Consider the following 15,106-nt stretch of genomic DNA (forward strand, 5'->3'; position numbering starts at 1 on the left):
GATGATCCACGACCAAGCGAACTACGAGCGGGAGGGCGAGCACGTCCGGGAGCCGCTGCTCTCGGAGAAGGGGCAAGAGACCGTCGACGTGCGCGAGGACTCGCCGCTGCCCGACGACCTCACCCGCGAGGAGCTGACGCTGCCGAACCCCTCGGAGCCGGAGACGGCGCGCCACTACACCCGGCTCTCGCAGATGAACTGGGCGATCGACTCGGGGCCGTACCCGCTGGGGAGCTGTACGATGAAGTACAACCCCAAGTTCACCGAGGACGTGGCGGCCGATCCGAACGCGGCGATCCACCCCGACCGCTCCGCGCGCTCCGCGCAGGGGAACCTCGAACTCCAGTATCGGCTCCAGGAGGTCCTCGCCGACATCGGGGGAATGGACGCCGTCACGCTCCAGCCGCCCGCGGGCGCCGCCGGCGAGCTCACGGGGATCCTCGTCGCGAAGGCGTACCACGAACACCACGGCAACGACCGCTCGGAGGTCGTGATCCCGGCGTCGGCCCACGGGACGAACTTCGCGACCGCCGCGACCGCCGGCTACGACGTGGTCGAGCTGCCCTCCGGCGAGGACGGCCGCGTCGACCTAGAGGCGCTGGAGGCGGCCGTCGGCGACGAGACGGCCGCGCTCATGCTCACGAACCCGAACACGGTGGGGCTCTTCGAGCGCGACATCACCGAGATCGCCGACATCGTCCACGACGCCGGCGGACTGCTCTACTACGACGGCGCGAACCTCAACGCGCTGCTCGGCCGTGGGCGCCCCGGAGACATGGGATTCGACGTGATGCACTACAACGTCCACAAGACGTTCGCGACCCCCCACGGCGGCGGCGGTCCCGGCGCCGGGCCGGTCGGCGTCGTCGACGAGCTGGCGCCGTTCCTCCCGTCGCCCCGCGTCAGAGAGACGAACGGCGGGAAGGGGTACGAGCGGTTCGAGCCGGAACACACCATCGGAAAGGTTCACGGCTTCACCGGGAACTGGCTGGTGCTGATCAAGGCGTACGCGTACGTCGCCCGCCTCGGCGACGAGGGGCTCGCGGACGCGGCCGCGAAGGCCGTCCTCAACGCGAACTACCTCGCCGAGCGGATCGACCTCGACGTACCCTTCGGTCCGTTCCACCACGAGTTCGCGGCAACCGCGGGCGACCGCGACGCGGCCGACGTCGCGAAGCGGATGCTCGACTTCGGCGTCCACCCGCCGACGACGAAGTGGCCGGAGATGGTGCCGGAGGCGATGCTGACCGAACCCACCGAGATCGAGGGGCAGTCGTCGCTCGACGACCTCGCGGCGGCGTTCAACCTCGCGTACGCCGACACCGACGAGGCGCTGGACGCCGCCCCGAACCGGACCGCCGCGAGCCGGATCGATCAGGTCGGCGCCGCCCGGAACCCGCGGCTCTCGTGGCAGGCGCTCGGCGAGGAGTAGGCGACCGGCCCGCCTCGGCAGGCGGCGTCACGGCTCGGTCGGGGCGGACCGGGCCGGTTCTTCGCCGTCGACCGCGTCGAGGTCGTCGGTGGCCGAACCGGCCGCGTCGAGCTCGTCCGCGTCGAACTCCTCCTCGTCGAGCGCGCCCGTCTCGCCGGGATCGGCCTCGCCGGTGTCGGACGTCGAAACCGGGGCCCCGCCGTCGACGAACCGCCGCATCACCCGTCCCTCGGCGCGGTGGAGCGTCTCGCTACACGTCGACTTCGCGATCCCGTCCGCCTCGGCCAGCTCCGTGAGCGTACACCGGCGCGGCGTGTCGTAGTACCCCTTTCGGACCGCCTCGAAGACCAGGTCGCGCTGCGCTTCCGTGAGCGTCCGCTCCGGCTCGTCGACCCCGGCCGCGGCGACGCCGACCGTCACCCCGTCGCCGGCGAGCCGGCGCCCGAACGCCTCGATCCGGTCCCGGTCGCCGACGACCGTCACCGTCGCCCGGCCGTCGGCGACCTCGACCGTCGACGCTACCGGGAGCCCGACCGCCCGCGCCGCCGGGAGGTACGCGGGAGCGCGCCCGACGACCCGAAGCACGTGCCCGTCGCCGCGGCGCTCGATCGACGTCGCGCGAGCGACGCCCTCGTGGTCGCGGAGCGCTTCCTCGACGCGGTCCCTGTCGGCGCCGCCGACGAGCACGGTCGCCGCCGCGTCCGCGTCGGCGCCGTCGGCCGACTCTCGGGCGTCGCCGTCGAGCGCGATCGTCTCCGTAACCCGGAGCGTCGCCGACGGAACGCTCCGCGAGGCGTCGCCGAGCCACGACCCCCCCGGGAGGTCCAACCGAAACTCCGTCCGGCTCATCGCTTCCACCCCGGCGTTCCACGCGGCCCGGCCGTCCAGACGGTCGCTGATACGCGCATCTCCCGTGAGGGTACGTCCTCGGCGCCCCTCGGCGCACTGCTTCATACGTTTCGAACCTAAGTACCCCGAGGGCTGGAAGGAACCGCGGACCGTCGCGGGCACGGTACCGGCTGTACCGCGACCGGGACACGGAGGGTACCGCGACCGCAGCACCGAAGTTCCCGGCGCACGAGCGCGGTCGCATGGAGACGACGGACGCGTTCATCGGGCTGACCTGCGTCGACTGCGGGGAGACGTTCGACGCGGAGGCGGCGACGCACCGCTGTCCCGACTGCGACGGGATCTTAGACCCCGACTACGACTACGACCGGATCGACCTCGCCCCGGAGACGCTCGACGCCCGGCCCGACGGGTCGATGTGGCGGTACGAGGAGCTGCTCCCCTTCCCGGCCGAGACGGCGGTGTCGCTCGGCGAGGGCGCCACGCCGCTCGTGGAGTGTCCGTCGCTCGCGGACGCGATGGGCGTCGGCCGCGTCCTCCTGAAAGACGAGGGGGCGAACCCGACGGGGACGTTCAAGGACCGCGGGCAGGCGGCCGCGATGACGGCCGCGCGCGAACACGGCGCGAGCGAGGTCGCGCTGAACAGCGCGGGCAACGCCGGACAGGCGGCCGCGGCGTACGCGGCGCGGGCGGACCTCGACGCGCACGTGTTCCTCCCGTCGCGGGCGGGGTTCACCCAGAAGGCGATGACGGAGGTCCACGGCGCGGACCTCACCGTCACCGACCCCGTCGGCGGCAACTCGCAGATCGGTGACGCGGGCGCCGCGTACGCCGAGGCGATGGAGGCGAACCCCGAGTGGTACTCGACGAAGACGTTCGTCACGCCGTACCGCCACGAGGGGAAGAAGACGATGGCGCTGGAGCTGCTGGCGCAGCTCGACTGGGAGGTCCCGGACGGCGTCGTCTACCCGACCGGCGGCGGCGTCGGGCTGGTGGGGATGCACAAGGCGGCCCAGGAGGCGGAGAAGCTGGGATGGACGGACGGGCTGGTCCCGATGTACGCCGCGCAGGCGGCGGGCTGTGCCCCGGTCGTCGACGCCTACGAGGCGGGCGCGGACGAGCACGAGCCGCTCGACGACGCCGAGGTCGACACGGCGTGTAACGGGATCGCGATCCCGGACCCCGGCGCGAGCCGGCTCATCTTGGAGGCGGTCCGCGAGTCGGACGGCGGCGCGGTGGCGACGACCGACCGGGAGATCCTCGACGCCGCGATCGACGTCGCGCGCACGGAGGGGCTGGAGGTGGGCGCGACCTGCGCGGCCGCGGTGTCGGGGGCGTTCGCGCTCGCGGCGTCCGGCGAGTTCGGCCCGGACGACACGGTCGTCCTGCTCAACACCGGCGCGGGGAACAAGGACGTGGACTCGCTGCGCGCGCACCTCGGCGAGCGCGAGGCGGACGCCGACGCCGCCGAGTAGTCGCGCGAAGCCGAGTAGTCGCGCGAAGTCGGGGTTCCGCCGGCGGGAGAGGGACCGGATCGGAACCACTACGGCGGGCGGTCGCGACCCCTCGCGCATGGAACTCGGCGTCATCGGACTCGGGCGGATGGGACAGATCGTCGCGAACCGGTCGCTGGAGGCGGGCCACGACGTGGTCGCGTTCGACCTCTCGGCGGAGGCGACCGCGCAGGCGGCCGAGAACGGCGCGGATCCGGCCGACTCGGTGGCCGACCTCTGCGACCGGTTGGACGGGTCCGGGGGAGAGGACGGCAAGCGCATCTGGCTGATGGTGCCCGCGGGCGACGCGGTCGACGCCACGCTCGACGAGTTGGAGCCGCACCTCGACGCCGAGGACGTCGTCGTCGACGGCGGCAACTCGCACTTCGAGGAGTCCGTCCGGCGCGCCGAGGCGACGGACGCGGCGTACCTCGACTGCGGCACCTCCGGCGGCCCCGCGAGCGCCGAAGCGGGCTTCTCGCTGATGGTCGGCGGCCCGGCGTGGGCGTACGAGGAGTTCGTGCCGGTGTTCGACGCGGTCGCGACCGGCCCCGACGGCCACGACCGCATGGGCGAGTCCGGGTCGGGCCACTACGTGAAGATGGTCCACAACGGCGTCGAGTACGCGCTGATGCAGGCGTACGGCGAGGGGTTCGAACTGCTCGCCGACGGGCGCTACGACCTCGACATGGAGTCCGTCGCGCGCACCTGGAACAACGGCGCCGTGATCCGGTCGTGGCTCCTAGAGCTGTGCGAGGAGGCGTTCCGCGAGGAGGGAAGCGACCTGGGCGACGTGGCGGACCACGTCGCCGGCGGCTCGACGGGCACGTGGACCGTCGAGGAGGCGCTCGAACAGGAGGTGCCGGTCCCGATCATCTACCAGGCGCTCGCGGAGCGGTTCGACTCCCGCAACGAGGGGCGCTTCTCGCGGCGACTCGCGAACCGGCTCCGGTACGGGTTCGGGCGGCACGAGGTCGCGCGGCGCGACGGCGAGTAAACTCGCGTCGAAACGGCGTTTGTTCGACACACCGAGAGAAACGTCCGATCCGCGATTCGGTGGCGCGTGCCTGTGAGGCCGCCTCGCGGCCGAGCAGCATCGCGCGAGGGAGTCGGAGCGGCGCGCTCACGCGCCGCTCCAACGAGGCTGGGGAGGCGTGAGGTGCTGTGCGGTCGCGGTCGGGTGGGATTCGAAGGGGCAGTCGCGAGGGCGAAGCACGCCGCAGCTAGCACCGCACGAACGGAGTGAGTGCGGCGCGCAGCAAGGCGCGCGAGCCGTCGCGACTGGGGCTTCGGCGGTGTTCGTGTCGCTCAGCCAGTTATACAGGGTTTGTTTTCCCGGACAGTTCGGATGAAGTACTGAACACGGCGTCCGATGAACTGTTCCATTGGACGCTTCTCGTCCCGATTATCACGGTCAATCACGTCCGAGAAACACTTATGTACGGTCGTGGTAGAGGATACCACGCATAGAATGTTCGAGCGATTCTCGAGCGGCTACTACCTGGGGGAACTGTACGTGGAGCCCCACGGCGGCGAGCGCGCCGTCATCCAGCGGGCGGACCACGAACACGTCAACGAGCAGCTGTACGCGGACGGCGAGGGCGTCGAGCGACTCGACGCCCCCCTCGTCATGAAAGTCGACGGCGGCCACATCCCGGTGGGCGGCGACGACGACGTACCCAGCGGCACGCTCGCGATCCCGCAGGAACTCGCCGACGAGACGCTCCCGGACCGCCGGAACGTGCTGCTGGCGGACGCGGACCGCGCGGAGAAGTTGTTGCGCTGGGAAGGGTGGGAGCCGTTCGTGAACGCGTAGTACGAGTGAAACGCCGTGTTTCCGGTTCGCTGTAGTTACTCTTTATAAACGAGTTGCTGGCCTTCAAGAGGAGACATCACCGACACCCAAGCTGCTTGGTTATAAACAACTGACAGCGAATCGCCGTCGAACACGCCCGAAGCCCCAGTCGCTCGGCCGTACGATACTGTTTCCACTTATAAACTGCCGATCGTCACGAACACCGCCGAAGCCCCAGCCGCGAGGCGGGCGCACGTTCGCCGCCCTCCTCGTCACTCGCTTCGCTCGTTCCTGCGGTGCTCGCGTCACCTGCGCCCGCCTCGCGGCTGCCCCTTCGAGTCCCGCCCAGCACAGCGACCGCACCTCACGCCTCCCCAGCCTCGCGGTTCGCGCTCTTCGAGCGCTCACCGCTCCCTCGCACGCGCTCCTCGCGGCCGCCGAAGGCGGCCGCTCGCAGGCGCGCGCCACCGCACCGGCAGTTACTTGTGAATACTCTCGCGTTCGTCACGCCCGCAGACGCACCTTTTAGGTCGCGGGCGAGCGCCGTTCGGGTATGATCGACAGGCTGCTCGGGCGCGCCGAGCTGAAAGAGCGGATCGAGGAGCTCGAAGAGGAGAAGCGCCACCTCGAACGCCGCGCCGAGGCCGAGGAGGAGCGCCGCTCGGATGCGGTCGCCGACCGCCAGCGCGCCGAGGAGCGCGTCAACGAGCTCGAACACCGGATCGAGTCGCTGGAGGAGCGACTGGAGCGCGCCGAGGGGACCGAAGAGTCGGTCGAGTTCCGACGCGTGAGCGACCTCCGGGGGCCGAAACTGGCGGACGCGCTCGATCGCTTTCGGCGCGTCGAGAGCGACGATCCCGAGGGGCTGCTCACGGCGTACGTCCCGGACGCCGACTCGGTCCCGGCGGCGGTCTCGGACTGGTTCGGCGACCGCACGGAGCTGGTCCGACGCGCCGCCCCCGCGGTCGTCCTCGCCGACGACACCGGCGCGGTGAGCGCCGCGCTGACGCCGCCGATAGAACCCGAGCCGTTCGACCGGTGGAGCGACCGCTTCCGGCTCGACGACGCGTGGTTCCGCCCGACCGGCCGATTCGCGTTCGCGCTGGTGCGGTCTAACACCTTCGCCGTCGGCACCTACGAGGACGGCGAGCGGGTCGCGTTCGAGGGGTTCACGACCGACGTGAAGGAGGCCCACTCGAAGGGCGGCTTCTCGCAGGGGCGCTTCGAGCGCCGGCGCGAGGGGCAGATCGACGACCACCTCGACCGGGCGATCGAGGCGCTCGCGGACGCGGCCGACGCGGCCGACGTCGACCGTGTAATCGCCGTCGGCGAGCGCAGCGTCCTCGGCCGCGTCCGCGACAGCGCCGACGTCACCGACGTCTCCGACGCCACCGGGAAGCCGGAGGCGGCGCTCGCGGACGCGTTCCGAGACTTCTGGACGGTCCGGGTCCGCGCGATCTGAGCCGACTCGAAGACTGTCGGCCGGCGTCAGAACGGTGACTCGAGGCCCTCGTCGTCTCCGCCGTCGCCGTCGGACGCGGGCGTCTCCGTCAGCTCGCCGACATCCCGCTCCCACGCCTCGACGCCGCCGCGGAGGCTCTCGACGCGAGCGCTCTGCGTGCCCTCGTAGCTGCCGATCAGCTGCGCCGCCTGCTGACTGGCGACGCCGTGCGGGCAGACGGTGACGATCCGGTCGGCGCCTTCCAGCTCGGCGACTCGGCTCGTCAGCTCCGGGAAGGGGATACACTCGCTGTCGGGGAGGTGGCCGCGGTCGAACGCGCGCCGGTCGCGGATGTCGACGATTCGAAGCGATCCGGCGGCGGCGCGGTCGGCATCGTCGGGGCCGTCGGTGGAGCCCTCGCGCTCGTCTAACAGCGCCGACAGCTCCTCGGGGTCGATTTCGCCGTCCATCAGTTGAGCGGGGCGATGCTGGCCGTGAGCACGGCTCGGTCGTCGGTGTCGTTGCGGGCGCCGTGGACCGCGCCACGCTCGTTGTACACGACTGCGGGCGCCGCGAGCGCCGCTTCCTCGTCGTCGCGGACCACGGTCGGTTCGCCTTCGAGCACGTGGAACACGTTCGTCGCGTCGGCGTGTTCGTGGGGGTCGACCGTCGCGTCCGGGCCGAGGACGAACGCCTTCACGAGCACGTCGTCGGTGACGACGAGCTCCGCCGTCTCGACCTCGCCGGGGGCCGGGTCGAGCCCGGCGACCGCCGCCGCGTAGCTGTCGAGCGTCATACCCACACCTCGCGCGGAAGCGTGAAAAGTCGCGCGCTCGGGGCGACTCAGTACGACGGCGACTCCTCGGGCTCGCCGTCGCGCGCGTTGGCGACCCGACCGAGAGTGAAGAGGAGGTCGGAGAGCCGGTTGAGATAGGTGACGACGGCCTCGTTTATCGGCTCTGAGCGCGCGAGGTCGACGACCCGGCGCTCCGCCCGCCGGACCACGGCGCGCGCGTGGTGGAGCGCGGCCCCCGCCTCGCCCCCGCCGGGGAGGACGAACGACCGCAGCGGCTCCAGCTCCTCGTCGAACGCGTCGATGCGCTCTTCGAGCAGGTCGGTGTGGCCGCTCTCGACCTGTGGGTCCTCCGGATCGGGGTCCGGGTTGGCGAGGTCCGCCTGAACGACGTGGAGGTGGTTCTGGATCGTCTCCAGCAGGTCGTCGACGTCGTCGTGGCCCGTCGGGCGAACCGTGCCGAGCAGCGCGTTCGCCTCGTCGACGGTGCCGTACGCCTCGATGCGGTGGCTCGACTTCGACACCCGGCTCATGTCCCGGAGGTCGGTCTCGCCCTCGTCGCCGCGGCCGGTGTAGATGCTCATGCGAGGGTCCTCTCGACGTACTCGACGATGTTCGCGCTCTCGGCCATCGTCACGCCGCGCTCCTCGTCGACGAGGACCGGGACGCCGCGCTGGCCGCTCACTCGCTTGACCTCGTTCCGGTCGGAGTGGAGCGCGTCGACCCACTCCGTCTCGTACTCGACGCCCGCGTCGTCCAGGGCGTCGGCCGCCTTCTCGCACCACGGACACCCGTCGAGGGCGTACAGTCGAACGCTCATACCGATCGATCCGTCCGCGCCGTCAAGAAGGTGTGCGTCCGGTGCGGTTCGGACGCCTCGGCGACGGTCGCCTCCACCGACAGTCGTCTCCGCCGACCGCCTCACAGGTCGTGGTACGACTCCATCTCCGTCCGGTGGTCCTCGGGGAGCGGCGCCGGCTCGCCCGTCTCCGGGTCCAGCGAGACGAGCGTCGCCTCGGCCTCCGCGGCGACCGCGCCGCCGACGCGGACCTCGTGGGTCATCGTCGCGCTCGACCGGCCGAGCTCCGCCACGTCGACGGTGACGGTGACCTCGCGGTCGGACAGCTCGACCGAGCGTCGGAAGTCGATCGAGATCGACGCCAGCACGGTCGACGACCGCATGAGGTCCGCGTCGAGTATGTCGCGGAAGTACTGCGCCCGCGCCTGCTCGATGTACGTCGCGTAGACGGCGTTGTTGACGTGACCCATCGCGTCGATGTCGCGGAACCGCACGTCGATCTCCGCGGTGTACGTACCCATACCCGACCCACTGGCGGGGATCGTATGTAGGCGTCGGGATCGGGGCGACCGCGGCCGGAAGCGCGGACGCGACCGGAACCGTGGACGAGGCCGGTACCGCGAACGCGGCGACCTCGAAAACGTATAAATCCGCCACGGCTCTACCACAGAGGTATGGACAACGGCGCGATCGACGACGTCGACAGCGCGATCCTGTACGCGCTACAGGAGGACGCCCGAAACACGTCGTCCGGGGACATCGCGGAGCGGACCGGCACCTCGGACAGCACCGTCCGCAAGCGGATTCAGCGGCTCGAATCCGACGGCGTGATCAAGGGGTACAGCGCCAGCGTCGACTACCAGCGGTCGGGGTACCCCCTCCGGATGCTGCTCTACTGCACCGCGTCGATACCCGAGCGTGGCGAACTCATCCCCGACATCCTCGACATCGACGGCGTCGTGTCGGTCCAGGAGCTGGTCACCGGCGAGCAGAACCTCCTCGTGACGGTCGTCGGCGAGTCGGACGACGACATCACGCCCGTGGCGCAGGCGCTCCTCGATCTGGGGGTTACCGTCGCCGACGAGGTCCTCGTGCGGACCCACGAGACGACCCCCTTCGGGAAGTTCGACGCCGAGCGTCACGAGGAGGACGAGTAACTCGCGAGGGGGACGACTACCTCGCGAGCAGGACGACTACCCCACGGCGATGACGACTATCCCACGACTCGCTCGACGTCCAGTCCGGTCGCGCGCCTGACGACGGCGCTTACCGGGTCGACCGAGCCGGCGAGGTTGTCCGAGTCGCCGTCGAGGACGAGGAGGGCCGCGCGCCGACCCGGTTCGATCACGCCGCAGTCGAGGTCAGCGATCTCGGCGCCCGCGGCGGTCGCCATCCGCAACACCTCCCGGTCGCTCACGTCGAACCGCTTCGCCGCGGTCGCCATCTCGCGGAACATCGACGGCCCGTTCAGCATGACGTTGTCGGTGCCGAGCGCGACGGTCGTGTGGTCGAGCAGCTCCCGTATCGGCGGCGTCCCCACGTCGAGGACCGCGTTCGCGCGCGGGCAGACCGCGATCGGGACGGACCCGTCCGCGACGCGCTCCAAGTGCTCCCGCTCGGCGTGGACCATGTGAACGAGCAGGTCGGGGTCCAGATCGAGCGCCGGGTGGATGTCGGTCGCGTCCGGCTCGCCGGCGTGGATCGCGAAGGGGACGCCCCGCTCCTCGCAGGCGGCGCGTTCCGCGGCGAAGTCGTCGTCGTTGGCGCCGGAGGCGCCGTACCCGTCGGCGACGTCGAGGACGGACGGGTCGTCGCTGCCGAAGACGAACGGCTCGACGCCGGTGTCGACCGCGGCCTCGCGGAGCGCCCGCGCCCCGGGAGGCCCCGACTCGCGGAAGTCGAGCGTCGAAACCGTCCCGGTCCGCCGCATGAACCGGAGCGTTCGCCGCATCGCCGACACCAGCTCGTCGCGGTCGGCGGCCGCCAGCCGTCGGTGTTTCAGGCTGTCCGGCGGCGCGACCGCCTCGTCGAGCGAGAGGCCGACCGCCGCCTCCTTCGCGACGGAGTCCCCGAGGTGGGTGTGCGCGTTGACGAACGCCGGCAACACGATGTCGGTCGAGTCGGTGGCCGTCTCCTCGACGGCGTCGATCCGCCCGTCCTCGACGACGACGCGCCCGCGGACGGGCTCGAACGACTCCCCGACGAGGACGGTCCCAGAGAGTTCTCGCATACCGGCCCTCCGAACTCGGGGACGATAGTGCTTCCTGAGTCGGGACGCCGAACGGCGCGAGGGGCCTCCCGAAAACAGCAGTCCCCGCGAACGCCGTCTCTCAGCATTCCGGCCGGTGATCGAGATAACCATAATGTTCTATAATGTGGTATTTGCGAACAGATTGTGAATACAAACAGATTTAATAGACGTTACGTTCTCAAAACGCGTAGACAACGACCGGAAGCGGATCTGCTGGCCGTCCGAACCGCGATGCCGGTCGTGTGGTCGCTCGAACGATGTCAGGACGCACCTCGAAGCCGACGGTCGGAGCGCTCCGGGAGACGGCGGACTCGTCGTCCGTCCCCGTCGCACTAACGCGGCTCGCGTGGACGCTGTTCGCCGCGAGCGTCGTCGCCCTCGTCGCCCGAGTCCGACTCGACGGGGCGTGGGAGGTGCCGGGCGTGATCGCCGTCGACGGACTGACCGTCCTGCTGTGGGTCGTGGTCACGTTCTTCAGCGGGATCGTTCACAGCTACTCGCGCCGGTACATGGCCGGGAGCGCCCACGAGACCGACTTCTTCGGCGGCGTCTTCGCGTTCACGCTCGCCGTGATGGCGCTCGCCGCCGCCGACCACGTGGCGCTGTTCTGGTGCTGCTGGCTGGCGATGGGACTCCTGATGGCCCGGCTCATCGGGACCGTCGACGGCTGGCCGCAGGCTCGCGCCGCCGCGAGCGTCGCCCGCCGGCACTTCCTCGCCAGCAGCGCGCTCCTCGGGGTCGCGCTGGTCGCGCTGTGGGCGGCGACCGACGCGACGACGATCGCCGGGATCGCGGCGAGCGCCGACTCTCTCGGCGGCCCCGCGCTGCTCGTCGCCGGCGGGGCGCTCGTCCTCGCGGCGATGATCCAGTCGGCGCTCATCCCGTTCCACGGCTGGCTGCTCTCCTCGATGACCGCACCCACCCCGGCGTCGGCGCTGATGCACGCCGGGTTCGTCAACGCGGGCGGTATTCTGCTGACCCGCTTCGCGCCCGTCGTGACGGTCGAGACCGCGCTCATGCTCGGTATCGTGGTCGTCGGCGCCGTGAGCGCGCTGGCCGGGAAGCTGCTCAAAACCGTCCGGTCGGACGTCAAGGGGGAGCTGGGCTGCTCGACGATCGGACAGATGGGCTTCATGATCGTCCAGGCCGGGCTCGGCTTCTTCGCCGCCGCCGTCACGCACCTGATCCTACACGGCTTCTACAAGGCGTACCACTTCCTGAGCGCGGGCGACGAGGTCGAGCACACGGCCCCGACGGAACACGAGTCGGGGGAGACGAGCGTCGCCGGCGCGGCGGTCGTACTGCTGACCGGGCTCGCGGGCGGCGCGACGTTCGCGCTCCTGACGGGGAAGGGGACGAGCGTCGACAGCGGGCTGCTGCTCGCGGGGTTCGTGACGCTCACGACCCTCCACGCGGCCCGGAGCGCCGTCCGGCAGACCGCGCTGTCGAGGGCGACCCGCTACGGCGCGGTCCCGCTGGTCGCGCTCCCGGCGATCGCGGTGTACGCGCTCGCGTACAGGGGGGTCTCGGGGGTGCTCTCCGGGCTCCCGGTCGTCTCCGCGCCGACCGAACTGACCGCGCTCCACGCGCTCGTCGCCGTCGCCTTCCTCGCCGCGTACGTCGCGATCGAGACCGGCGTCCACGAGCGGAGCGAGCGCCTCTACGTCGCCCTCCTGAACGCCGGACAACCCGATCCGAACACCGTGTTAACCGCCACGGAGGAGTACAATGAACACTGAACCCGCCACCGAAGCCGAGACACACGCCGTCGGAGACGACCCAGACGCTATCGAAGCCGAGACACACGCCGTCGGAGACGCCGTCGAGGCGGCCGCGACCGCGGTCGGGTCGGTCTGGCCGGTCCACTCGTTCGTGACCGCGAACCCGCTCTCCGGGTTCGAGGACCGGCCGTTCGACGAGGCCGTGACCGAGGCGGCCGACCTCCTCGGCGGCCGCGGCTACCCGCGCGCGGCGACCTTCCGCACGGCCCTCGACGAGGGGCGGATCGACCCCGACCTGCTCGACGCGGAGCTGACCGACCGGGGGTACGAGGCCGACCCAGAAGCCCTGCTGGAGCGGCTGGCGGGCGCCGAGGCGGAGCGGTCCGCCGACGGCCCCGAGAGTCCGGACTCTGACGCCGAGCGCGTCGACCGCGTGCTGACGAAGTGGCTGTCCGCGTTCCTCGACGAGGGGCAAGCCGAGTGGTCGATGCCGAACCGCGAAGCGGGGTTCTACGACGCGTTCCGGTCGGTGGCCCCGTACGACGACGAGATACCCGACGAAGGGCTCGCGGGCGATCTCCCGGGGTCGCCGATCGAGGCGATCGAGACCGCGCTGGCGCCGTATCCCGGGGGGGAGTGGCAGTCCGTCTTCGAGGCGCAGTTCGCCGCCCTCCCCGGGTGGACCGGGTTGCTCAAGCAGCGCGCGGACGACGGCGGCGCGTGGCAGTCCGCGTACCCGATCACGCTGGAGGGGTACCTCGCGGCCCGGCTCGCGCTGGCGGACGCCTTCGGCGTCGACGTCGCGCCGCCGAGCGAGCCCGACGGCCCCGCGATCGAGCCGAGCGACGAGATCGCCGACGCGTTCCTGAGCGCGTGGGAGGCCACGTACCGCGACGAACTCGTCGAGCGGGTCGCGGCCGAGAGCGAGGCGCGCGACGGCGCCCGCGCCGACGGCGGCGCGTCCGGGCGTCCGGACGCACAGCTGGTCTTCTGTATCGACACGCGCTCGGAGGTGATCCGCCGGCACGTCGAGGCGACCGGCGACTACGAGACGCACGGCTACGCGGGATTCTTCGGCGTGCCGATGGAGTACCGGGGATACGACGCCGACGTCTCCGTCGACGCCTGCCCGCCGATCATCGACCCGGAACACCGCGTCTCGGAGGTCCCGACCGACGACGACGGGCGGGCGAGCCGCGACCGCTTGGCGAGCCTCCGCGAGGCCGCCGGCGAGGTCGTCGAGACGCTGCGCTCGAACCCCGCCACCGCGTTCAGCTTCGTCGAGGGGTCCGGGAGCGGGTACGGCCTCGCACTCGCCGCGCGCACGCTCGTCCCCGGCCGCGTGTACGACCTACTCGACGGAGCCGACGACGCGGTGCCCGGGGACCACGAGTTCTGCGAGCCGGGGGTCCACGACCACGACGGCGCCGGAGAGGGGCTCCCGGCGGGGATGACTCGCGACGAGAAGGTGGAGTACGCCGCGACGGCGTTCGAGCTGATGGGGTGGGAGGCGTTCGGTCGGCTCGTCGTCTTCACCGGCCACGCGGCCGAGACGGCGAACAACCCCTACGACTCCAGCCTCGACTGCGGCGCCTGCGCCGGCAACCCGGGCGGCCCGAACGCCCGCGTCCTCGCCGCGATCTGTAACGACCCCGCGGTCAGGGCGGGGCTGGACGAGCGCGGTATCGACGTGCCCGACGACACCGTCTTCCTCGCCGCCGAACACAACACGACGACCGACGAGATCGAACTGTACGACGGCGACGTGCCCGACTCGCACGCCGCGGACCTCGAACGGCTGCGCGCGGACCTCGACGCCGCGCGCGAGGGCGCCGCCGCCGAGCGCGCCGAGTCGATGGGCGCCGACGGCTCGTCGGGCGTTCGCGAGACCGAGCGCCGCGCGGGCGACTGGGCCGAGACGCGCCCCGAATGGGGGTTGGCGGGCAACGCCGGCTTCGTCGTCGGTCCCCGCGGACTGACGAGCGACCTCGACCTGGACGGGCGTGCGTTCCTCCACTCGTACGACTGGGAGACCGACCCGGACGGCGACGCGCTCGAAGCGATCCTGACCGGGCCGATGGTCGTCACGCAGTGGATCAACGCGCAGTACTACTTCTCGACGGTTGATAACGCGGCGTACGGCAGCGGGTCGAAGGTGACCCACAACCCGGTCGGAAACGTCGGCGTCTACCAGGGCAACGGCGGCGACCTGATGACTGGCCTTCCGCTCCAGTCGCTCATGGCCGACGCCGACACCCCGTACCACCAGCCCCTCCGGCTCTCCACGGTCGTCCACGCGCCGGTCGACCGCGTCACGGAGATTCTGGCAGACAACGAGGCGGTGACCGGCCTGCTGGACAACGACTGGCTCTCCCTGACGGTCGTCGACCCGACGCGAGATCACCGCGCCTTCGAGTACGAGGAGGAACTGGCGTGGGCGCCGACGCCCGAGAGAACGGACGCGCGCTCGGAGCCGCGGAAAGCGCCCGCCGTCGCCGACGACTGAGTCGAGGTTCGACTCGCAACCGCTCC

General features: G+C 71.3%; 15 protein-coding genes. 8 read left to right on the forward strand and 7 right to left on the reverse strand.

The window, feature by feature from the left end:
- Position 1 precedes the first annotated feature (1 nt).
- Positions 2-1,432, forward strand: a complete 1,431-nt coding sequence (gene gcvPB / locus EXE46_RS07640) for an aminomethyl-transferring glycine dehydrogenase subunit GcvPB (protein ID WP_137687828.1) — start codon at positions 2-4, stop codon at positions 1,430-1,432.
- A 27-nt stretch (positions 1,433-1,459) separates the two neighbouring features.
- Here gcvPB and EXE46_RS07645 read toward each other — a convergent pair whose 3' ends face one another.
- Complete coding sequence (locus EXE46_RS07645; RefSeq protein ID WP_137687829.1) at positions 1,460-2,281, reverse strand: helix-turn-helix domain-containing protein; 822 nt, start codon at positions 2,279-2,281, stop codon at positions 1,460-1,462.
- Between the two features lie 242 nt (positions 2,282-2,523).
- Here EXE46_RS07645 and EXE46_RS07650 point away from each other — a divergent pair, with 242 nt between their 5' ends.
- The 4 genes from EXE46_RS07650 to EXE46_RS07665 all read left to right on the forward strand — a co-directional run bounded on the left by EXE46_RS07650 (position 2,524) and on the right by EXE46_RS07665 (position 7,031).
- A complete protein-coding gene (locus EXE46_RS07650) occupies positions 2,524-3,756 on the forward strand; it encodes a threonine synthase (RefSeq protein ID WP_137687830.1) in 1,233 nt (410 codons plus the stop codon).
- Positions 3,757-3,853: 97 nt separating this feature from the next.
- Positions 3,854-4,771 carry a decarboxylating 6-phosphogluconate dehydrogenase gene (locus EXE46_RS07655; protein ID WP_137687831.1) on the forward strand — a complete coding sequence of 306 codons (918 nt, stop codon included), beginning with the start codon at positions 3,854-3,856 and terminating at the stop codon, positions 4,769-4,771.
- Between the two features lie 474 nt (positions 4,772-5,245).
- Positions 5,246-5,590, forward strand: a complete 345-nt coding sequence (locus EXE46_RS07660; protein WP_137687858.1) for a DUF5802 family protein — start codon at positions 5,246-5,248, stop codon at positions 5,588-5,590.
- Positions 5,591-6,122: 532 nt separating this feature from the next.
- Entirely contained in the window at positions 6,123-7,031 is a 909-nt protein-coding gene (locus EXE46_RS07665; RefSeq protein WP_137687832.1) for a Vms1/Ankzf1 family peptidyl-tRNA hydrolase, read from the forward strand.
- Between the two features lie 26 nt (positions 7,032-7,057).
- Here the strand turns inward: EXE46_RS07665 and EXE46_RS07670 are convergent, their stop codons facing one another.
- From EXE46_RS07670 to EXE46_RS07690, 5 genes are all read right to left on the reverse strand, one after another.
- Positions 7,058-7,480 carry a rhodanese-like domain-containing protein gene (locus EXE46_RS07670; protein ID WP_137687833.1) on the reverse strand — a complete coding sequence of 141 codons (423 nt, stop codon included), beginning with the start codon at positions 7,478-7,480 and terminating at the stop codon, positions 7,058-7,060.
- Positions 7,480-7,806, reverse strand: coding sequence for a cupin domain-containing protein (locus EXE46_RS07675; RefSeq protein ID WP_137687834.1), 327 nt, complete (start codon positions 7,804-7,806; stop codon positions 7,480-7,482). Before EXE46_RS07675 ends, EXE46_RS07670 begins: the two co-directional genes overlap by 1 nt.
- 47 nt (positions 7,807-7,853) lie before the next feature.
- Entirely contained in the window at positions 7,854-8,387 is a 534-nt protein-coding gene (locus EXE46_RS07680; RefSeq protein WP_137687835.1) for a cob(I)yrinic acid a,c-diamide adenosyltransferase, read from the reverse strand.
- A complete protein-coding gene (locus EXE46_RS07685; protein WP_137687836.1) occupies positions 8,384-8,623 on the reverse strand; it encodes a glutaredoxin in 240 nt (79 codons plus the stop codon). Before EXE46_RS07685 ends, EXE46_RS07680 begins: the two co-directional genes overlap by 4 nt.
- Positions 8,624-8,724: 101 nt before the next feature.
- Positions 8,725-9,123 carry a thioesterase family protein gene (locus tag EXE46_RS07690; RefSeq protein ID WP_137687837.1) on the reverse strand — a complete coding sequence of 133 codons (399 nt, stop codon included), beginning with the start codon at positions 9,121-9,123 and terminating at the stop codon, positions 8,725-8,727.
- Between the two features lie 153 nt (positions 9,124-9,276).
- Here EXE46_RS07690 and EXE46_RS07695 point away from each other — a divergent pair, with 153 nt between their 5' ends.
- A complete protein-coding gene (locus tag EXE46_RS07695) occupies positions 9,277-9,759 on the forward strand; it encodes an Lrp/AsnC family transcriptional regulator (protein WP_137687838.1) in 483 nt (160 codons plus the stop codon).
- A gap of 56 nt (positions 9,760-9,815) precedes the next feature.
- On the opposite strand, the gene EXE46_RS07700 is transcribed toward EXE46_RS07695, so the two are convergent.
- A complete protein-coding gene (locus tag EXE46_RS07700) occupies positions 9,816-10,832 on the reverse strand; it encodes an amidohydrolase family protein (RefSeq protein WP_137687839.1) in 1,017 nt (338 codons plus the stop codon).
- A 278-nt stretch (positions 10,833-11,110) separates the two neighbouring features.
- On the opposite strand from EXE46_RS07700, the gene EXE46_RS07705 reads away from it, so the two are divergent.
- Together EXE46_RS07705 and EXE46_RS07710 are read left to right on the forward strand one after the other, a co-directional pair.
- Positions 11,111-12,592: a proton-conducting transporter membrane subunit gene (locus EXE46_RS07705; protein WP_137687840.1), complete on the forward strand. Its 1,482-nt coding sequence runs from the start codon at positions 11,111-11,113 to the stop codon at positions 12,590-12,592.
- On the forward strand, positions 12,582-15,080 hold the full coding sequence (locus EXE46_RS07710; RefSeq protein ID WP_137687841.1) for a DUF2309 domain-containing protein: 2,499 nt from the start codon (positions 12,582-12,584) through the stop codon (positions 15,078-15,080). Before EXE46_RS07705 ends, EXE46_RS07710 begins: the two co-directional genes overlap by 11 nt.
- Positions 15,081-15,106: the final 26 nt, after the last annotated feature.

The organism is Halorubrum sp. GN11_10-6_MGM, assembly GCF_005435165.1.
In the GTDB taxonomy this organism is placed as follows: domain Archaea; phylum Halobacteriota; class Halobacteria; order Halobacteriales; family Haloferacaceae; genus Halorubrum.

Coding starts and splice junctions, on each gene's coding strand:
- EXE46_RS07680 (WP_137687835.1), bottom strand. CDS start 8,387: ATGAGCATCTACACCGGCCGCGGCGACGAGGGCGAGACCGACCTCCGG.
- EXE46_RS07655 (WP_137687831.1), top strand. CDS start 3,854: ATGGAACTCGGCGTCATCGGACTCGGGCGGATGGGACAGATCGTCGCG.
- gcvPB (WP_137687828.1), top strand. CDS start 2: ATGATCCACGACCAAGCGAACTACGAGCGGGAGGGCGAGCACGTCCGG.
- EXE46_RS07670 (WP_137687833.1), bottom strand. CDS start 7,480: ATGGACGGCGAAATCGACCCCGAGGAGCTGTCGGCGCTGTTAGACGAG.
- EXE46_RS07645 (WP_137687829.1), bottom strand. CDS start 2,281: ATGAGCCGGACGGAGTTTCGGTTGGACCTCCCGGGGGGGTCGTGGCTC.
- EXE46_RS07660 (WP_137687858.1), top strand. CDS start 5,246: ATGTTCGAGCGATTCTCGAGCGGCTACTACCTGGGGGAACTGTACGTG.
- EXE46_RS07675 (WP_137687834.1), bottom strand. CDS start 7,806: ATGACGCTCGACAGCTACGCGGCGGCGGTCGCCGGGCTCGACCCGGCC.
- EXE46_RS07690 (WP_137687837.1), bottom strand. CDS start 9,123: ATGGGTACGTACACCGCGGAGATCGACGTGCGGTTCCGCGACATCGAC.
- EXE46_RS07695 (WP_137687838.1), top strand. CDS start 9,277: ATGGACAACGGCGCGATCGACGACGTCGACAGCGCGATCCTGTACGCG.
- EXE46_RS07710 (WP_137687841.1), top strand. CDS start 12,582: ATGAACACTGAACCCGCCACCGAAGCCGAGACACACGCCGTCGGAGAC.
- EXE46_RS07705 (WP_137687840.1), top strand. CDS start 11,111: ATGTCAGGACGCACCTCGAAGCCGACGGTCGGAGCGCTCCGGGAGACG.
- EXE46_RS07685 (WP_137687836.1), bottom strand. CDS start 8,623: ATGAGCGTTCGACTGTACGCCCTCGACGGGTGTCCGTGGTGCGAGAAG.
- EXE46_RS07650 (WP_137687830.1), top strand. CDS start 2,524: ATGGAGACGACGGACGCGTTCATCGGGCTGACCTGCGTCGACTGCGGG.
- EXE46_RS07700 (WP_137687839.1), bottom strand. CDS start 10,832: ATGCGAGAACTCTCTGGGACCGTCCTCGTCGGGGAGTCGTTCGAGCCC.
- EXE46_RS07665 (WP_137687832.1), top strand. CDS start 6,123: ATGATCGACAGGCTGCTCGGGCGCGCCGAGCTGAAAGAGCGGATCGAG.